At 61.2% G+C, this 15,926-nt stretch carries 13 protein-coding genes and 1 pseudogene; all 14 read left to right on the plus strand.

Annotated elements, in window-relative coordinates; translation table 11 throughout:
• The first annotated feature begins 434 nt into the window (after positions 1–434).
• Positions 435–839 carry an NADH-quinone oxidoreductase subunit A gene (locus ACRAUW_RS12355; RefSeq protein ID WP_005344919.1) on the plus strand — a complete coding sequence of 135 codons (405 nt, stop codon included), beginning with the start codon at positions 435–437 and terminating at the stop codon, positions 837–839.
• A 29-nt stretch (positions 840–868) separates the two neighbouring features.
• Positions 869–1,543 carry a NuoB/complex I 20 kDa subunit family protein gene (locus ACRAUW_RS12360; RefSeq protein ID WP_005344917.1) on the plus strand — a complete coding sequence of 225 codons (675 nt, stop codon included), beginning with the start codon at positions 869–871 and terminating at the stop codon, positions 1,541–1,543.
• Positions 1,544–1,545: 2 nt separating this feature from the next.
• Positions 1,546–3,351 (plus strand): NADH-quinone oxidoreductase subunit C/D, encoded by a 1,806-nt coding sequence (gene nuoC, locus ACRAUW_RS12365; protein WP_005337234.1) that lies wholly within the window; start codon positions 1,546–1,548, stop codon positions 3,349–3,351.
• Between the two features lie 80 nt (positions 3,352–3,431).
• Positions 3,432–3,974 (plus strand): NADH-quinone oxidoreductase subunit NuoE, encoded by a 543-nt coding sequence (gene nuoE / locus ACRAUW_RS12370; protein WP_005344912.1) that lies wholly within the window; start codon positions 3,432–3,434, stop codon positions 3,972–3,974.
• A complete protein-coding gene (gene nuoF, locus ACRAUW_RS12375) occupies positions 3,971–5,356 on the plus strand; it encodes an NADH-quinone oxidoreductase subunit NuoF (RefSeq protein ID WP_431362519.1) in 1,386 nt (461 codons plus the stop codon). The genes nuoE and nuoF overlap by 4 nt, the downstream gene beginning before the upstream one ends.
• Before the next feature lie 41 nt (positions 5,357–5,397).
• Complete coding sequence (nuoG, locus tag ACRAUW_RS12380; RefSeq protein WP_431362520.1) at positions 5,398–8,154, plus strand: NADH-quinone oxidoreductase subunit NuoG; 2,757 nt, start codon at positions 5,398–5,400, stop codon at positions 8,152–8,154.
• Positions 8,151–9,119 (plus strand): NADH-quinone oxidoreductase subunit NuoH, encoded by a 969-nt coding sequence (nuoH, locus tag ACRAUW_RS12385; protein WP_005337244.1) that lies wholly within the window; start codon positions 8,151–8,153, stop codon positions 9,117–9,119. Before nuoG ends, nuoH begins: the two co-directional genes overlap by 4 nt.
• Positions 9,120–9,129: 10 nt before the next feature.
• Positions 9,130–9,672 (plus strand): NADH-quinone oxidoreductase subunit NuoI, encoded by a 543-nt coding sequence (gene nuoI / locus ACRAUW_RS12390; RefSeq protein ID WP_005337245.1) that lies wholly within the window; start codon positions 9,130–9,132, stop codon positions 9,670–9,672.
• Between the two features lie 10 nt (positions 9,673–9,682).
• The gene (gene nuoJ, locus ACRAUW_RS12395; protein WP_005337246.1) at positions 9,683–10,234 is read left to right on the plus strand and encodes an NADH-quinone oxidoreductase subunit J; all 552 of its coding nucleotides are present in this window, start codon (positions 9,683–9,685) and stop codon (positions 10,232–10,234) included.
• Positions 10,231–10,539: an NADH-quinone oxidoreductase subunit NuoK gene (gene nuoK / locus ACRAUW_RS12400; protein ID WP_431362521.1), complete on the plus strand. Its 309-nt coding sequence runs from the start codon at positions 10,231–10,233 to the stop codon at positions 10,537–10,539. The genes nuoJ and nuoK overlap by 4 nt, the downstream gene beginning before the upstream one ends.
• Positions 10,536–12,383 (plus strand): NADH-quinone oxidoreductase subunit L, encoded by a 1,848-nt coding sequence (gene nuoL, locus ACRAUW_RS12405; RefSeq protein WP_431362522.1) that lies wholly within the window; start codon positions 10,536–10,538, stop codon positions 12,381–12,383. The genes nuoK and nuoL overlap by 4 nt, the downstream gene beginning before the upstream one ends.
• Before the next feature lie 98 nt (positions 12,384–12,481).
• Positions 12,482–14,041: an NADH-quinone oxidoreductase subunit M gene (gene nuoM, locus ACRAUW_RS12410; RefSeq protein ID WP_431362523.1), complete on the plus strand. Its 1,560-nt coding sequence runs from the start codon at positions 12,482–12,484 to the stop codon at positions 14,039–14,041.
• A complete protein-coding gene (nuoN, locus tag ACRAUW_RS12415; protein WP_431362524.1) occupies positions 14,038–15,501 on the plus strand; it encodes an NADH-quinone oxidoreductase subunit NuoN in 1,464 nt (487 codons plus the stop codon). Before nuoM ends, nuoN begins: the two co-directional genes overlap by 4 nt.
• A 189-nt stretch (positions 15,502–15,690) precedes the next feature.
• Positions 15,691–15,926: pseudogene (locus ACRAUW_RS12420) on the plus strand (hypothetical protein); the annotation flags it as partial.

Consider the following 15,926-nt stretch of genomic DNA (forward strand, 5'->3'; position numbering starts at 1 on the left):
GCGCCATTGGCGCCTACCCGGATCAGGTCTTGCTGGTCGCCAATAAACCCTGACCACCCCACGATCGAAACCGGAAAGCTATGAGAGGAGAGGCTTGCGAGCCTCTCTTTTTATTGCTCTTGCCATCCCACCTAGCTCACCCACCATCACGCTCTTCGCCCGCCTGTGCCCCCTACCCGCGATACCGACCTGATCCGGCTTCGCACGCGATATTTACCCCTTTCAGATGATGACAAGGAGCAGCTCTCTGCGCTTTCCAGCGCCTTTCTCGCCCACCATAACCAACAAAAAAGTGCGCTTCTTAACAAAATTCAACCACCAGCTAACTGATTAATAATTAATCCGTGAAAATGACATGTAAATCAGTACGAAAGTGTCATAATGCGTAACATTATTGTTAAGCCCCCTGAACGATTTGGTTAGGAAAAACCTCTATGTTTGCTGATATTTCTGCTCAACATTGGGCTTTTGCCATTTATGTCATCGGTGCCATCACCATCTGTCTGGTGATGATAGGCCTCGCAGCCCTGCTGGGAGGTCGCGCCTACGGCCGCACCAAAAACAAGCCATTTGAATCCGGCGTCGACTCGGTCGGCAGTGCCCGCCTGCGTTTTTCCGCCAAGTTCTATCTGGTCGCCATGTTCTTCGTCATCTTCGACGTCGAGGCACTCTACCTGTTTGCCTGGTCTGTCTCCGTGCGGGAGAGCGGCTGGGTCGGCTTTATTGAAGCCACCATTTTCATCGGACTGCTGCTTATCGGCCTGATCTACCTCTGGCGCATCGGCGCACTGGACTGGTCGCCGCGCAAACCGCAGCTGAACAACAAAAACAGTGATTGAACCACAGACCCTTTCCTTGAGGTTGCACCATGAAGTACACCCTGACCCGGATTGACCCGGATGCACCCGTTGAGCGCTACCCCCAGGAGCAGCGCCAGACCGTCGATGACCCACTGGCGCAAGAAGCGACGCGCGGCATCATGATGGGCCGTCTCGAGGAGGTGCTGCAAGACACAGTCAACTGGGGCCGCAAAAACTCCCTCTGGCCTTACAACTTCGGCATCTCCTGCTGCTACGTGGAGATGTGTACCGCCTTCACCTCCCCCCACGATGTGGCCCGCTTCGGCGCCGAAGTGATCCGTGCCTCGCCGCGTCAAGCCGACTTCATGGTGATTGCAGGGACCCCCTTTATCAAGATGGCGCCAGTCATCCAGCGCCTGTATGAACAGCTGCTCGAACCCAAGTGGGTGATCTCCATGGGGGCCTGTGCCAACTCCGGCGGCATGTATGACATCTATTCAGTGGTGCAGGGGGTGGACAAGTTCCTGCCGGTCGACGTCTACATTCCGGGTTGCCCGCCCCGTCCCGAAGCCTTTTTGCAAGCCCTGATGCTGCTGCAGGACTCCATCGGCAAAGAGCGCCGCCCCCTCTCCTGGGTGGTGGGCGATCAGGGGATCTACCGTCCCCAGATGCAGGCCGAAAAAGAGCGCAAGCGCGGCGAACGGATCAATGTGACCAACCTGCGCACGCCGGATGAGATCTGACCATGAAACTGACTCGTGATTTTCCCAGCAATTACGCCATGGCCCAGTGGCAGCCCAGCGACCACAAGGATGCCAAAGTCATTGGCGAACTGTTTGCCCACTTCGGGGCCGAGCACTTCACCGTGCAGACCACGCGCACCGGCGTGCCGGTGGTCTGGCTCCCCCGCGAACTGCTGCAGGATGTGATGGGCTTCTTGCGCAAGGTGCCCTCCCCGTTCGTGATGCTGTTTGATCTCAGCGCCACCGATGAGCGGCTGCGCAGCCATCGCGACGGTCTGCCCCAGAGCGACTTCACCGTCTTCTATCACCTCATCTCCATCGACCGTAACGCCGATGTGATGTTGAAAGTAGCGCTGGCCGAGAGTGACCTGCATCTGCCCACCATCACCAACCACTTCCCCAATGCCAACTGGTACGAGCGGGAAGTGTGGGATCTGATGGGCATCACCTTCGACGGTCACCCCCATCTGACCCGCATCATGATGCCCAAGAGCTGGCAGGGTCACCCGCTGCGCAAGGATTACCCGGCGCGCGCCACCGAATTCGATCCCTTCATGCTCGATGCCGCCAAACAGGACATGGAGCAGGAGAACCTGCTGTTCAAACCGGAAGAGTGGGGCCTGGCCCGCGGCAACGAGAACGAGGACTACATGTTCTTGAACCTCGGCCCCAACCACCCCTCTGCCCACGGCGCCTTCCGCTTGGTGTTGCAGCTCGATGGCGAGGAGATCCGCAACTGCGTGCCCGACATCGGCTACCACCATCGTGGTGCCGAGAAGATGGGCGAGCGCCAGTCCTGGCACAGCTACATCCCCTATACCGACCGGGTCGAGTATCTGGGCGGGGTGATGAACAACCTCCCCTATGTGCTGGCGGTCGAGAAGCTGGCCGGCATCAAGGTGCCCCAGCGGGTCGACATGATTCGGGTGATGATGGCGGAGCTGTTCCGCATCCAGAGCCACCTCTTGTTCCTCGGGACCTATATCCAGGACGTGGGGGCCATGACCCCGGTCTTCTTCACCTTCACCGACCGGCAGAAGATCTACACCATCATCGAAGCGATCACCGGTGCCCGCATGCATCCGGCCTGGTTCCGTATCGGCGGTGTGGCCCACGACCTGCCGAAGGGATGGCAACGGCTGGTGCAGGACAACCTGCTGAGCTGGCTGCCCAAGCGGCTGATGGATTACGAAAAAGCGGCGATGCGCAACAGCATTCTGCGCGGTCGAACCATAGGCGTCTCTGCCTACACCACCGAGCAGGCGTTGTCCTGGGGCACCACGGGGGCCGGATTGCGCGCCACCGGCCTCAACTTCGACATACGCAAGTGGCGCCCCTACTCCGGTTACGATCAGTTCGACTTTGAAGTGCCGGTCGGCAGCAATGGCGATGCCTACGACAGGGCCACCGTGCGGATCGAGGAGATCCGCCAGAGCATGTCGATCATCGAGCAGTGCATGAAGAACATGCCGGAGGGGCCGTTCAAGGCGGATCATCCCCTCACCACCCCGCCGCCTAAAGAGCGCACCCTGCAGCACATCGAGACCCTGATCAACCACTTCCTGCAAGTGTCGTGGGGCCCGGTGATGCCCGCTGCCGAGTCGTTCCAGATGATTGAGGCGACCAAGGGGGTCAACAGTTACTACCTGACCAGTGACGGCTCCACCATGAGCTACCGGACCCGGATCCGCACCCCGAGCTTTGCTCACCTGCAACAGATCCCCTCGGTGATCAAGGGCAGCATGGTGTCGGACCTCATCGTCTATCTGGGCAGTATCGATTTCGTTATGTCGGATGTGGACCGTTAAGTGATCCCGCCTCCCGGCCATGGCCGGGAATTGGAATCACCGAACGAGCAGTAAAAGGACAAGCCACCAAAGGTCAAGTCATGAGCCAGCAATGTCAGTGTCACAATAATCAGACCCCACAGGGGCAAGGGGCATGCAGCAGCAAACAGGACGACTTCGTTCTGAGCCAGGCTGAACGCGATGCCATCGAACACGAGAAACACCACTACGAAGATCCCCGCGCCGCCAGCATCGAAGCGCTCAAGATCGTGCAGCAGGCCAGAGGCTGGGTACCCGACGGCGCCATTCACGCCATCGCGGCCGAGCTCGGCATTCCCGCCAGCGACGTGGAGGGGGTCGCCACCTTCTACAGCCAGATCTTCCGCCAGCCGGTGGGGCGCCACATCATCCGCGTCTGCGACAGCATGGTCTGCTACATCAATGGCCATGAAGAGCTGATGGCCGGTCTCAAGGAGGTGATGAACCTCGGCCCCGGTCAAACCACCCCGGATGGCCGCTTCACCCTGCTGCCGGTCTGCTGCCTTGGCAACTGCGACAAGGGGCCAGCCATCATGATCGATGACGACACCTATGGCGGCCTCGATCCGGTGACCTTGCTGAAAACACTGGAGGCTTACCCATGAGCCTGCCGCAGAACAAGATCCTCGCCTCTCTTGGCACCGCCAACCGCACGGCCCGCACCGCCGAGACCCACCCGCTCACCTGGCGGCTGCGAGATGACGGCCAGCCGGTGTGGCTGGAGGAGTATCAGGCCAAACAGGGCTATGAAGCGGTGCGCAAAGCGCTCGGCCAGATGAGCCCGGACGAGATCGTCAGCACCGTCAAGGATGCCGGTCTCAAGGGGCGCGGCGGTGCGGGCTTCCCCACTGGTGTGAAGTGGGGGCTGATGCCCAAAGACGAGAGCATGAACATCCGTTACCTGCTCTGCAACGCCGACGAGATGGAACCCAACACCTGGAAAGATCGCCTGCTGATGGAACAACTGCCCCACCTGCTGATCGAGGGGATGATCATCAGTGCCCGGGCGCTCAAGGCCTATCGCGGCTATATCTTCCTGCGCGGCGAATACGTTGATGCCGCCATCCACCTGCGCCGCGCGGTGGAAGAGGCCAAGGCCGCCGGTCTGCTGGGCAAGAACATTCTCGGATCCGGTTTTGACTTCGAGCTGTTCGTCCACACCGGCGCCGGCCGCTACATCTGTGGTGAAGAGACGGCGTTGATCAATTCGCTGGAAGGGCGCCGTGCCAACCCGCGCGCCAAACCCCCCTTCCCCGCCGTCTCAGGCGTCTGGGGCAAACCCACCTGCGTCAACAACGTCGAGACCCTCTGCAACGTGCCTGCCATCATCGGCAACGGGGTCGCCTGGTATCACGGGCTTGCCCTGCCGGGCTCTGAAGACCACGGTACCAAGCTGATGGGCTTCTCCGGCAAGGTGAACAACCCCGGGGTCTGGGAGCTGCCCTTTGGCATCACCGCCCGCGAGCTGTTTGAACATTACGCCGGCGGCATGAAGAGCGGCTATCGCCTGAAAGCCTGGCAACCGGGCGGCGCGGGCACCGGCTTCCTGCTGCCGGAGCACCTCGATGCCCAGATGTATACCGCCGGTATCGGCAAGGTCGGCACCCGGATGGGGACTGGCCTCGCCATGGCGGTGGATGACTCCATCAGCATGGTCTCCCTGCTGCGCAACATGGAGGAGTTCTTCGCCCGCGAGTCTTGCGGCTGGTGTACGCCCTGTCGCGACGGCCTGCCCTGGAGCGTCAAGCTGCTGCGGGCGCTGGAGCGTGGCGAAGGGCAATCCGGCGATCTGGCGACTCTGGAACAACTCTGCGGTTTCCTTGGCCCGGGCAAGACCTTCTGCGCCCACGCACCGGGCGCCGTCGAGCCGCTGGCCAGCGCCATCAAATATTTCCGCTCCGAATTCGAGGCCGGGATCAAAGGCAGCGGTGATAACCGCAAGCCGGTCAAAGGGATCCAGCCCAATCTGCTGGGCGAGCGCTGGTAACGACACCACAGATTTCACCAAACAGGTTTCAGGGAAGTTGTATGGCAACCATTTATGTAGACGGCAAAGAGTACGAGGTAGACGGAGCAGATAACCTGCTGCAAGCCTGTCTGTCGCTAGGTCTGGACGTCCCCTATTTTTGCTGGCACCCGGCGCTGGGTAGCGTGGGCGCCTGCCGCCAGTGTGCGGTGAAACAGTATCAGAATGCCGATGACAAGCGCGGCCGTCTGGTCATGTCCTGCATGACCCCGGCCACCGATGGCAGCTACATCGCCATCGAGGATGAAGAGGCCAAAGAATTTCGCAAGAGCGTGGTGGAGTGGCTGATGACCAACCACCCCCACGACTGCCCGGTGTGTGAAGAGGGCGGCGCCTGCCACCTGCAGGATATGACGGTGATGACTGGCCACAACAGCCGTCGCTACCGCTTCACCAAACGCACCCACCAGAATCAGGAGCTGGGCCCCTTCATCGGTCACGAGATGAACCGCTGCATCGCCTGCTACCGCTGCGTCCGTTACTACAAGGATTATGCCGGTGGTGAGGATCTCGGGGTCTATGGTGCCCACGACAACGTCTATTTCGGGCGGGTCGAGGATGGCACCCTGGAGAGCGAATTTTCCGGCAACCTGGTGGAAGTCTGCCCCACCGGCGTCTTCACCGACAAGACCCACTCCGAACGTTACAACCGCAAGTGGGACATGCAGTTTGCCCCCAGCATCTGCCAGCAATGCTCCGTGGGCTGCAACATCAGCCCGGGTGAGCGTTATGGCGAACTGCGCCGTATCGAAAACCGCTTCCACGGCAGCGTCAACCACTACTTCCTCTGTGACCGTGGCCGCTTTGGTTATGGCTACGTCAATCTGGCGGACCGTCCGCGCCAACCGCTGCTGCGTGAAGGAAACGACAAACTGGCCATCACGGTCGATGGCGCCCTCAACCGAGCCGCCGATGCCCTGCGCACGGCCCGCGACCTCATCGGCATCGGATCGCCCCGCGCGTCGCTCGAGAGCAACTTTGCCCTGCGCGAGCTGGTGGGTGCAGACAACTTCTACGCAGGCGTCGAGCAGACCGAGTGGGCCTGTCAGCTGAAGATGCTGCAGATCCTGCAACAGGGCGGCGTGCCGACTCCGAGCCTGCGGGACATGGAAGAGGCTGACGCCATTCTGCTGCTCGGCGAAGATGTCACCATGAGCGCCGCCCGTATCGCGTTGGCGCTGCGCCAAGCGGTCAAGGGCAAGGCTCGCGAGCTGGCTCGCAAGATGAAGGTCGATCTGTGGCAAGTCGCCGCCGTTCAGACCCTGGGTCAGAACGAGCGCTACCCGCTGCTCATTACCAGCCTCGACACCACCCGTCTGGACGATGTGGCGGCCGACAAGCTGCACGCCCCCTATGCCGATCAGGCGCGCATTGGCTTTGCCATCGCCAACCTGCTCGACCCGGCCGCACCGGCCGTGAGCGACCTCTGCCCCGAACAGCGGGCACAAGCGGCTCGCTGGGCCGAGCTGCTCGGCAACGCCAGGAAGCCGCTCATCATTGCAGGCTCCACTGCCCGCGATGTGGCGCTGGTCGACGCGGCCAGCAACATTGCCCGCGCCCTGAAAGGCCGAGGACTGGAAGCCAGCATTGCGCTGGTTGGCCAGGAGGCCAACTCGCTGGGTCTGGCCATGCTGGGTGCTCAAACCTTGTCAGACAAGCCGCTCGAAGCCGCCCTTGCGCGTATCGAGTCAGAAGAGGGGTTGGCGCTGGTTACCCTGGAGAACGATCTCTACCGCCGCGCGCCGCGCAACCGGGTTGATGCTGCACTGGCACGGCTGCAGCACCTGCTGGTCATCGACCATCAGGCAACCCCGACCGCCAACAAGGCTGATCTGGTGCTGCCAGCGGCCAGTTTTGCCGAAGCCGATGGCACGCTGGTGAACATGGAAGGGCGCGCCCAGCGCTTCTTCCAGGTCTATGCACCCGCCTTTTACAACGCAGATATTCAGGTGCGTGAAGGGTGGCGCTGGCTGGCGGCGCTGCAAGGGGCGATCGAACGCAAGCCGCTGCGCTGGCAGAACTTCGACCAGGTCAACCATGACTGTGCCACCAGCAATCCGCTGCTGGCTACCATGCTGGAAGCGGCGCCCAACGCAGGCTTGCGGATCCGTGGCATGCGACTGGCCCGTGAGCCGCACCGCTACAGCGGTCGCACCTCCATGCTGGCGGATCAGAACGTCAGCGAGCCACGGGTAGCGCAAGACCCCGACTCCCCCTTCAACTTCTCCATGGAAGGGTATGCCGGAGCCCGTCAGCCGCTGCCGCAAGTACCGTTCGCCTGGGCGCCGGGCTGGAACTCTCCCTCCGCCTGGAACAAGTTCCAGGATGAAGTGGGTGGCAAACTGCGTGCTGGCGATCCGGGTCGCCGTCTGCTGGAAGCAACAGACCCGCAGGCAGAAGGCAAGGAGCCGCTCGGCTGGTTCACCACCATCCCCGCCCCCTTCAAGGCCGCAGAGGCGCTGCAAGTGGTCAATTATGCCCAGCTGTTTGGCGGCGAGGAGCTCTCCGCTCGCAGCCCGGTTATTCAGGCCCGCATGAACGAACCCGAGCTGGTGCTCAATCCCCTTGATGCAGATCGTTTGGCCCTGCATGCCGGTAATCAGGTCTCCTTCTCCTGGGGCGGTAGCCACTGGCAACTGCGTCTGCGGCTTAGCGAGCAGCTGAGCGCCGGTCAGGTGGGGCTCCCCCTTGGGGTAAACGGCCTGCCGACGGCCCTGCAACAAGCCTCAATCACTAACCTGCAGGAGGTGATCGCATGAGCGAGTCGCTGATCGATCTGTTGCTGGAGGTGGGCAAGGCACTGATCGTGCTGGTGGGGATCGTGGGGGCTGGCGCCTTCATGAGCTTCATCGAGCGCCGTCTGCTGGCCCTGTGGCAGGATCGCTACGGCCCCAACCGGGTGGGGCCGTTTGGTCTGCTCCAGCTGGCCGCCGACATGATCAAGATGTTCTTCAAGGAGGACTGGATCCCGCCCTTCGCCGATCGGCGGATCTTTATCCTGGCCCCCATCATCGCCTTCACTGCCTTTATTCTGGCGTTTGCGGTGGTGCCCATCACCCCCACCTGGGGCGTGGCGGATCTCAACGTGGGGCTGCTCTACATCCTGGCCATCGCGGGGCTGGCGGTCTATGCGGTGCTGTTCGCCGGCTGGTCGAGCAACAACAAATACTCATTGCTCGGCAGCTTGCGCGCCTCGGCCCAGACCCTCTCCTACGAGGTGTTTCTCGGGCTATCCCTGATGGGGATAGTGATCCAGACCGGCAGTTTCAACCTGCGGGATATCGTCGAGGCACAGGCAGACTTGTGGAACGTGGTGCCCCAGATCCTGGGCTTTGTCACCTTCCTGTTTGCCGGTGTCGCCGTCACCCACCGTCACCCGTTCGATCAGCCGGAAGCCGAGCAGGAGCTCGCCGATGGTTATCACATCGAGTATGCGGGGATGAAGTGGGGTCTCTTCTTCGTGGGCGAGTATATCGGCATCGTGCTGATCTCTTCGCTCATCGTGACCCTCTTCTTCGGTGGCTGGCATGGCCCCTGGTTGCCCCCCTTCATCTGGTTTGCCCTGAAGACCGCCTGTTTCATGGTGTTCTTCATCCTGCTGCGGGCTTCCCTGCCTCGCCCGCGCTTTGACCAGGTGATGTCGTTTGGCTGGAAAGTCTGCTTGCCGCTGACCCTGATCAATATGCTGGTCACCGCGGCAGTTGTACTGATAAGTACGCAGTGAGGCACTCATTATGAAAATTGTTAGCATTATTCAGGGTGTCGGCACCCAGTTACGCAGTCTGGCCATGGTCTTCTCCCATGCCTGGCGACCCCGTGAAACCCTCAACTATCCGGAGCAGGCGGTCTATGCGGCCCCCCGCTACCGCGGTCGCATCGTGCTGACCCGCGACCCCGACGGGGACGAGCGCTGCGTGGCCTGCAACCTCTGCGCGGTCGCCTGCCCGGTCGGCTGCATCTCGCTGCAAAAATCAGAGCGGGAAGATGGTCGCTGGTATCCGGAGTTCTTTCGCATCAACTTCTCTCGCTGCATCTTCTGCGGCCTGTGTGAAGAGGCTTGCCCCACCACCGCCATCCAGCTGACACCGGATTTCGAGATGGGTGAGTATCGCCGCCAGGATCTGGTGTACGAGAAGGAAGATCTGCTGATCAGCGGGCCTGGCAAATACCCGGACTACAACTTCTATCGCATGAGCGGGATGGCCATCGACGGCAAGCCGAAAGGGGATGCCGAAAACGAAGCCAAGCCCATCGATGTCAAGAGCCTGCTGCCCTGAGGAGTCAATCATGGAACTGGCATTTTATGCCTCGGCCCTGGTGGCCATTTACAGCACGCTGCGGGTGATCAGCACCAGCAATCCCATGCATGCGTTGCTCAATCTCATCATCTCTCTCATCGCCGTGGCCATGATCTTCTTCTGCCTGGGTGCCGCCTTTGCCGGCGCCCTGCAGGTGATCGTCTACGCCGGCGCCATCATGGTGCTGTTCGTGTTCGTGGTGATGATGCTGAACCTGGGGAGTGCCCAGGCACAGGAGAAAAAGTGGCTCACCCCCATGACCTGGGGGGGCCCAGCCCTGCTCTCGCTGATCCTGCTGGGCTTTCTGGCCCACGGCATTCTCGGGGTGACCGGGGGCCTGATCGGAGTGACCGAGGTGACCGCCAAGCAGGTGGGTGTCGAGCTCTTTGGCCCCTATGTGCTGGCGGTGGAGCTTGCCTCCATCCTGCTGCTGGCGGGTCTGGTGACCGCCTATCACCTGGGTCGGGAAGAGAAGAGCGGTGAAGTGCTCTCCGTCCCGCGCTCTGCTTCCCGCTCTGCACAAGAAGGAGGTCAGCAATGAATGGAATCCCTATGGAGCACGGCCTCCTGCTGGCCGCGGTGCTCTTCTGCATCGGCTTGTGCGGTCTGCTGATCCGCCGCAACCTGCTCTACATCCTGATGAGTATCGAGATCATGATGAATGCCTCGGCACTGGCGTTTGTGGTGGCGGGTAGCCGCTGGGCCCAGGCCGATGGCCAGATCATGTATATCCTGGTGATTTCTCTGGCGGCAGCGGAGGCCAGTATCGGCCTCGCCCTGTTACTGCTGCTCTATCGTCGTTACCACACCCTGAACGTGGACAATGTGAGCGAGATGCGCGGATGAGCCTCTTATATCTGACTTTTCTATTTCCGCTGCTGGGATGGCTGGTGCTGGCCTTCTCCCTCGGCCGGTTTGGTGAGCGTACCTCGGCGCTGGTCGGGGTAGGCTCCATTGGCCTGTCGGCCCTCACTACCCTGTGGGTCGGCATGGACTTTCTGGGCAACCCGCCCGAGGGGGGCGTCTATATCCAACACTTGTGGCAATGGATGGCGGTGGGCAACTTTACCCCGAGCTTCTCGCTGGCACTGGATGGCCTGTCGCTGACCATGCTGGGGGTGGTGACCGGGGTGGGCTTCTTCATCCACCTGTTCGCCTCCTGGTACATGCGCGGTGAAGAGGGCTACTCCCGCTTCTTCACCTACACCAACCTCTTTATCGCCAGCATGCTGTTTCTGGTGCTGGCCGATGACCTGCTGTTTGTCTACCTCGGCTGGGAAGGTGTGGGGCTGTGCAGCTACCTGCTGATCGGCTTCTACTACAAGGATCGCAACAACGGCGCGGCCGCCCTCAAGGCATTTGTCGTGACCCGGGTGGGTGATGTCTTCCTCGCCATCGGCCTGTTTATCCTCTATCGGGAACTGGGCACCCTCAATATCCACGACCTGCTGGTGCGCGCCCCCACCCTGTTTGCCGAGGGCTCCCCTGCCCTGTCACTCGCCTGCCTGATGCTCCTGGGTGGCGCGGTCGGCAAATCGGCCCAGTTGCCGCTGCAAACCTGGCTGGCAGATGCGATGGCAGGCCCGACGCCGGTCTCCGCGCTGATCCACGCCGCCACCATGGTGACCGCCGGTGTCTACCTGATTGCTCGTACCCACGGCCTGTTCCTGCTGGCGCCGGAGATCCTCCATCTAGTCGGGCTGGTTGGCGCCATCACGCTAGTACTGGCAGGCTTTGCCGCGCTGGTTCAGACCGACATCAAGCGGATCCTTGCCTACTCCACCATGAGCCAGATTGGCTACATGTTCCTAGCACTCGGTGTCGGTGCATGGGAAGGGGCCATCTTCCACCTGATGACCCACGCCTTCTTCAAGGCGCTGCTGTTCCTCTCCGCCGGTGCCGTTATCGTCGCGACCCATCACGAGCAGAACATCTTCAAGATGGGTGGCCTGCGCAAGAGTCTGCCGCTGGTCTATGCCTGCTTCCTGGTAGGTGGTTCGGCGCTGGCGGCGCTGCCGCTGGTCACCTCGGGTTTCTACAGTAAGGACGCCATCCTGTGGCAAGTAGAAGCCTCTGGCCAAAGCGCTCTGCTGTGGGCCGGTCTGGTAGGGGCATTCCTGACCTCTCTCTACACCTTCCGACTGATCTTTATCGCCTTCCATGGCAAAGAGCAGACCAAAGCCCATGCGGGCCACGGTCTGGCTCACAATCTGCCGCTGCTGGTATTGCTGGTGCTCTCTACCGGCATCGGGGCGCTGATCACCCCGCCGCTGGCCGGGGTGCTGCCCGCAGGCCCTGGTGATCATATCGAAGAGGGGCGCCATGCACTGGAAATCACCTCTGGCATCATCGCCATCGCAGGCATTGCGCTGGCCGCGTTTCTGTTCCTTGGTGAGCGCCGTCTGGCCACCTCCATTGCCAACAGTGCGCCGGGTCGTCTGCTCAGCACCCTCTGGTTCAACGCCTGGGGCTTTGACTGGCTCTATGACCAGCTATGGGTCAAACCCTATCTGCTGGCCACCCGGCTGTTGGCCCGCGACCCGCTGGACTGGATGATGGGACTGCCCGCCTGGTTTGCCCTGCGTGGCAACCAGCTGCTGGCCTGGACAGTCACCGGCAAATTGCGCTGGTATGCCGCCTCCATGGGCATCGGCGCCGTGCTGGTGCTGGCGCTGTTGCTGCTGGGATAACGCGATGAACAACCGGACAATCATACAGCCAGGCTGTTTGCTCTCCCTGATGGAACAGGGAGCGCAATCTCATATGAACTTGAACGAGAGCTGATACCGTGACCTTACTCTGGATCTTGCTAATTCCTTTTATTGGCGGCTTGCTCTGCTGGCAGATGGAGCGTCTCGGCGAGCAGTTTGTCCGCTGGGTTGCCCTGCTCTCCATGAGCGCCAGCCTGCTGCTCTCCTGTGCCATCTGGCTAAGTGGTGATTTCTCTCTTGCCACTATGGGTCTCGACAATACGGGCCTCGACAGCGCGGGCGTCTCCGGTGCTGCCTCCGCCTGGGCCGCCGAGTGGCGCCTGCCCTGGATCCCCCGCTTCGGCATCTCTTTGCATCTGGCGGTGGATGGCCTGTCGCTCTTGATGGTGATCCTCACCTGCTTTATCGGGGTACTGGCCATTCTCTGTTCGTGGAAAGAGATCGTGCAGCGCATCGGCTTCTTCCACCTCAACCTGCTCTGGATCCTGGGCGGCGTGCTAGGGGTCTTTATGGCGCTGGACCTGTTCCTCTTCTTCTTCTTCTGGGAGATGATGCTGGTCCCCATGTACTTCCTGATTGCGCTCTGGGGCCACTCGGTCACTGACGGCAAATCACGGATCAACGCCGCAACCAAGTTCTTCATCTACACCCAGGTGAGCGGCCTTATCATGCTGGTGGCCATCATCGGGCTGGTGCTGACCCACCAGCATGCAACCGGCGTCTTCACCTTCAACTATCTGGAGTTGCTCAACACCTCGATGAGCAAGAGCGTTCAGTGGCTGCTGATGCTGGGTTTCTTTATCGCCTTCGCGGTCAAGATGCCGCTGGTGCCGCTGCACGGCTGGCTGCCGGATGCCCACAGTCAGGCGCCGACCGCAGGTTCGGTTGATCTCGCCGGTATTTTGCTCAAAACCGCCGCCTACGGTCTGCTGCGCTTTGCCTTGCCGCTCTTCCCCGAGGCCTCGGCCGAATTTGCACCCTACGCCATGGTGCTTGGCCTGATCGGGATCGTCTACGGTGCCATCGTGGCCTTTGCCCAGACCGACATCAAACGGCTGGTGGCCTACACCAGCATCTCCCACATGGGTTTTGTGATGATCGCCATCTACTCGGGTAGCGAGCTGGCCCTGCAAGGCGCAGTGGTGCAGATGATCGCCCACGGTCTCTCCGCCGCCGGTCTCTTTATCCTCTGCGGTCAGCTCTATGAGCGGTTGCACACCCGGGATCTGCGCCAGATGGGCGGCCTGTGGGGACGCCTGCGCTATCTGCCCGGCGTGATGCTGTTCTTCTCGGTGGCGTCGCTCGGCATGCCGGGCACCGGCAACTTCGTCGGCGAGTTCCTGATCCTGGTCGGCAGCTTCCAGGTTGCCCCTGTCATCACTGCGGTCGCTACCTTCGGTCTGGTGCTGGCCTCGGTCTACTCCCTCATCATGTTGCAGCGCGCCTGCTTTGGCCCCGCCAAGGATGAGAGCATGCTCAAGGGGCTGGATCACCGCGAACTGACCATGATGATGGTGATCGCGGGCCTGCTGGTTCTGCTTGGCCTCTATCCCCAACCCGTGATTGACACCGCCAGCAGCAGCCTTATCAACGTGCTGCACTGGTATCTGCTGCCGACTGCTGGAGCCCTGCAATGACTTTCTCCGCTTCCCAACTGCTGGCACTGCTTCCCCTGCTGTTGACCACCGGGGCCATGGCGGCCCTGATGCTGGCCATCGCCTGGCGCCGCTGTGTCACTACCGCCTTTACCGTGACCATTGTTGGCCTCAACCTGGCTCTGTTCTCGCTGCCCATCGTGATGGCGCAGGGGGATCAGGGGGTCACCCCGCTGCTGCAAGTGGACAGTTACGCCGTCTTCTACATGGGACTGGTGCTCATCGGCGCCCTGGCCACCTGCACCTTCGGCCAGTCGTGGCTGAAAGCCTACCCGGACAACCGGGAGGAGTTCTTCCTGCTGCTGCTGATCGCCACTGCCGGTGGTCTGGTGCTGGCCTGCTCCCGTCACCTCGCCTCTCTCTTTATCGGGATCGAGATGCTGACCCTGCCGATGTTCGGTCTGGTGGGTTACGCCTACCGCGAGCGCCACTCGCTGGAAGCAGTGGTGAAATACATGGTGCTCTCTGCCGCCGCCACCGCCTTCCTGCTGTTTGGCATGGCGCTGCTCTATGCACAGGCAGGCAGTCTGAGCTTTGCAGCCCTGGGGCAGACCCTGGCCGAGAGCCCGGCTCACCACCCGCTGCTGATGGGGGGTTTGGGGTTAATGCTGGTCGGTTTCGCCTTTAAACTCTCCCTGGCCCCCTTCCACCTCTGGACCCCGGATGTCTACGAAGGTGCCCCGGCACCGGTCGCCACCTTCCTCGCCACCGTCAGCAAGGTGGCGGTCTTTGCCGTGCTGCTGCGTTTCTATCTGGCGGTACCGGCGGCGAGCGATCCCATGATCCACTGGCTGCTGGCAGCCATGGCGGTCATCTCCATCCTGGTCGGCAACCTGCTGGCGCTGGTGCAGACCAACGTCAAACGGATGCTGGGTTACTCCTCCATCTCCCACTTCGGTTACCTGCTGGCGGTGATCGTGGCGAGCCGACTCGGCCAGATGCCGGTGGAAGCGGCCGGGGTCTACCTGCTGATGTATCTCTTCACCAGCCTGGGTGCCTTTGGGGTGGTGAGCATGATGTCGAGTCCCTATCGCGGCAAGGATGCCGACTCCCTGCACAGCTATCGCGGTCTTTTCTGGAATCGCCCCTATCTGACTGCCGTACTGACGGTGATGATGTTGTCACTCGCGGGCATCCCGATGACCTTCGGCTTTATCGGCAAGTTCTACCTCATCGGCGTCACCGTCGAGGCGCAGCTCTGGTGGCTCTCCGGTGCCATCGTGCTCGGCAGCGCACTGGGTCTCTACTACTACCTCAAGGTGATGGTGACCCTCTATCTGCGCGAACCGGGTATGCAGCAGCGGGATGCCAGCGCCGACTGGGCGCTCTCCTCCGGTGGTGTGGTGGTACTGCTCTCTGCCGCACTGGTAGTATTGCTCGGCCTCTACCCACAACCGGTCATATCTCTGGTACAGGATTTCCAGAACGTCGTACTGCAGTAACTCAAACTGCAGTTTCATCAAAACCGGCCCATGTGGCCGGTTTTTTATTGCCACGTAACCGGATAAACCCTGCCACAACTAAAATTTTCCTTTCTTTATAAGGACTTATACTGACATCAAACATTAACAGGTATTCAACCAGCTCCCTTGGTGATATGTTGATGACTGGCAGGAATGGAGTTCCGAGCGATGTTGCAGCCTACTTTTCATCAATTTGATGCGCATCCACTAGCCGACACACTGCTTCCCTACCGAGGGGAACAACTCGATGTGTTGCTGGCCGAGCGGGATGCAACACGTGTTGCAGAACTGCAGCAGCAGTGCCAACACCTCGATATTCAGCTTTGTGGTGCCATCTTTCCAAGCCTGGTCAGCCAGCATGGTTTCCACGAACAGGGGGCTTGGCTGCTACCCCGCCCCGTATC

Origin of the sequence: Aeromonas sp., assembly GCF_050633025.1 — a bacterium.
GTDB lineage: Bacteria > Pseudomonadota > Gammaproteobacteria > Enterobacterales > Aeromonadaceae > Aeromonas.

Coding starts and splice junctions, on each gene's coding strand:
- nuoF (WP_431362519.1), top strand. CDS start 3,971: ATGAGCCTGCCGCAGAACAAGATCCTCGCCTCTCTTGGCACCGCCAAC.
- nuoE (WP_005344912.1), top strand. CDS start 3,432: ATGAGCCAGCAATGTCAGTGTCACAATAATCAGACCCCACAGGGGCAA.
- nuoL (WP_431362522.1), top strand. CDS start 10,536: ATGAGCCTCTTATATCTGACTTTTCTATTTCCGCTGCTGGGATGGCTG.
- nuoI (WP_005337245.1), top strand. CDS start 9,130: ATGAAAATTGTTAGCATTATTCAGGGTGTCGGCACCCAGTTACGCAGT.
- ACRAUW_RS12360 (WP_005344917.1), top strand. CDS start 869: ATGAAGTACACCCTGACCCGGATTGACCCGGATGCACCCGTTGAGCGC.
- ACRAUW_RS12355 (WP_005344919.1), top strand. CDS start 435: ATGTTTGCTGATATTTCTGCTCAACATTGGGCTTTTGCCATTTATGTC.
- nuoN (WP_431362524.1), top strand. CDS start 14,038: ATGACTTTCTCCGCTTCCCAACTGCTGGCACTGCTTCCCCTGCTGTTG.
- nuoJ (WP_005337246.1), top strand. CDS start 9,683: ATGGAACTGGCATTTTATGCCTCGGCCCTGGTGGCCATTTACAGCACG.
- nuoC (WP_005337234.1), top strand. CDS start 1,546: ATGAAACTGACTCGTGATTTTCCCAGCAATTACGCCATGGCCCAGTGG.
- nuoH (WP_005337244.1), top strand. CDS start 8,151: ATGAGCGAGTCGCTGATCGATCTGTTGCTGGAGGTGGGCAAGGCACTG.
- nuoG (WP_431362520.1), top strand. CDS start 5,398: ATGGCAACCATTTATGTAGACGGCAAAGAGTACGAGGTAGACGGAGCA.
- nuoK (WP_431362521.1), top strand. CDS start 10,231: ATGAATGGAATCCCTATGGAGCACGGCCTCCTGCTGGCCGCGGTGCTC.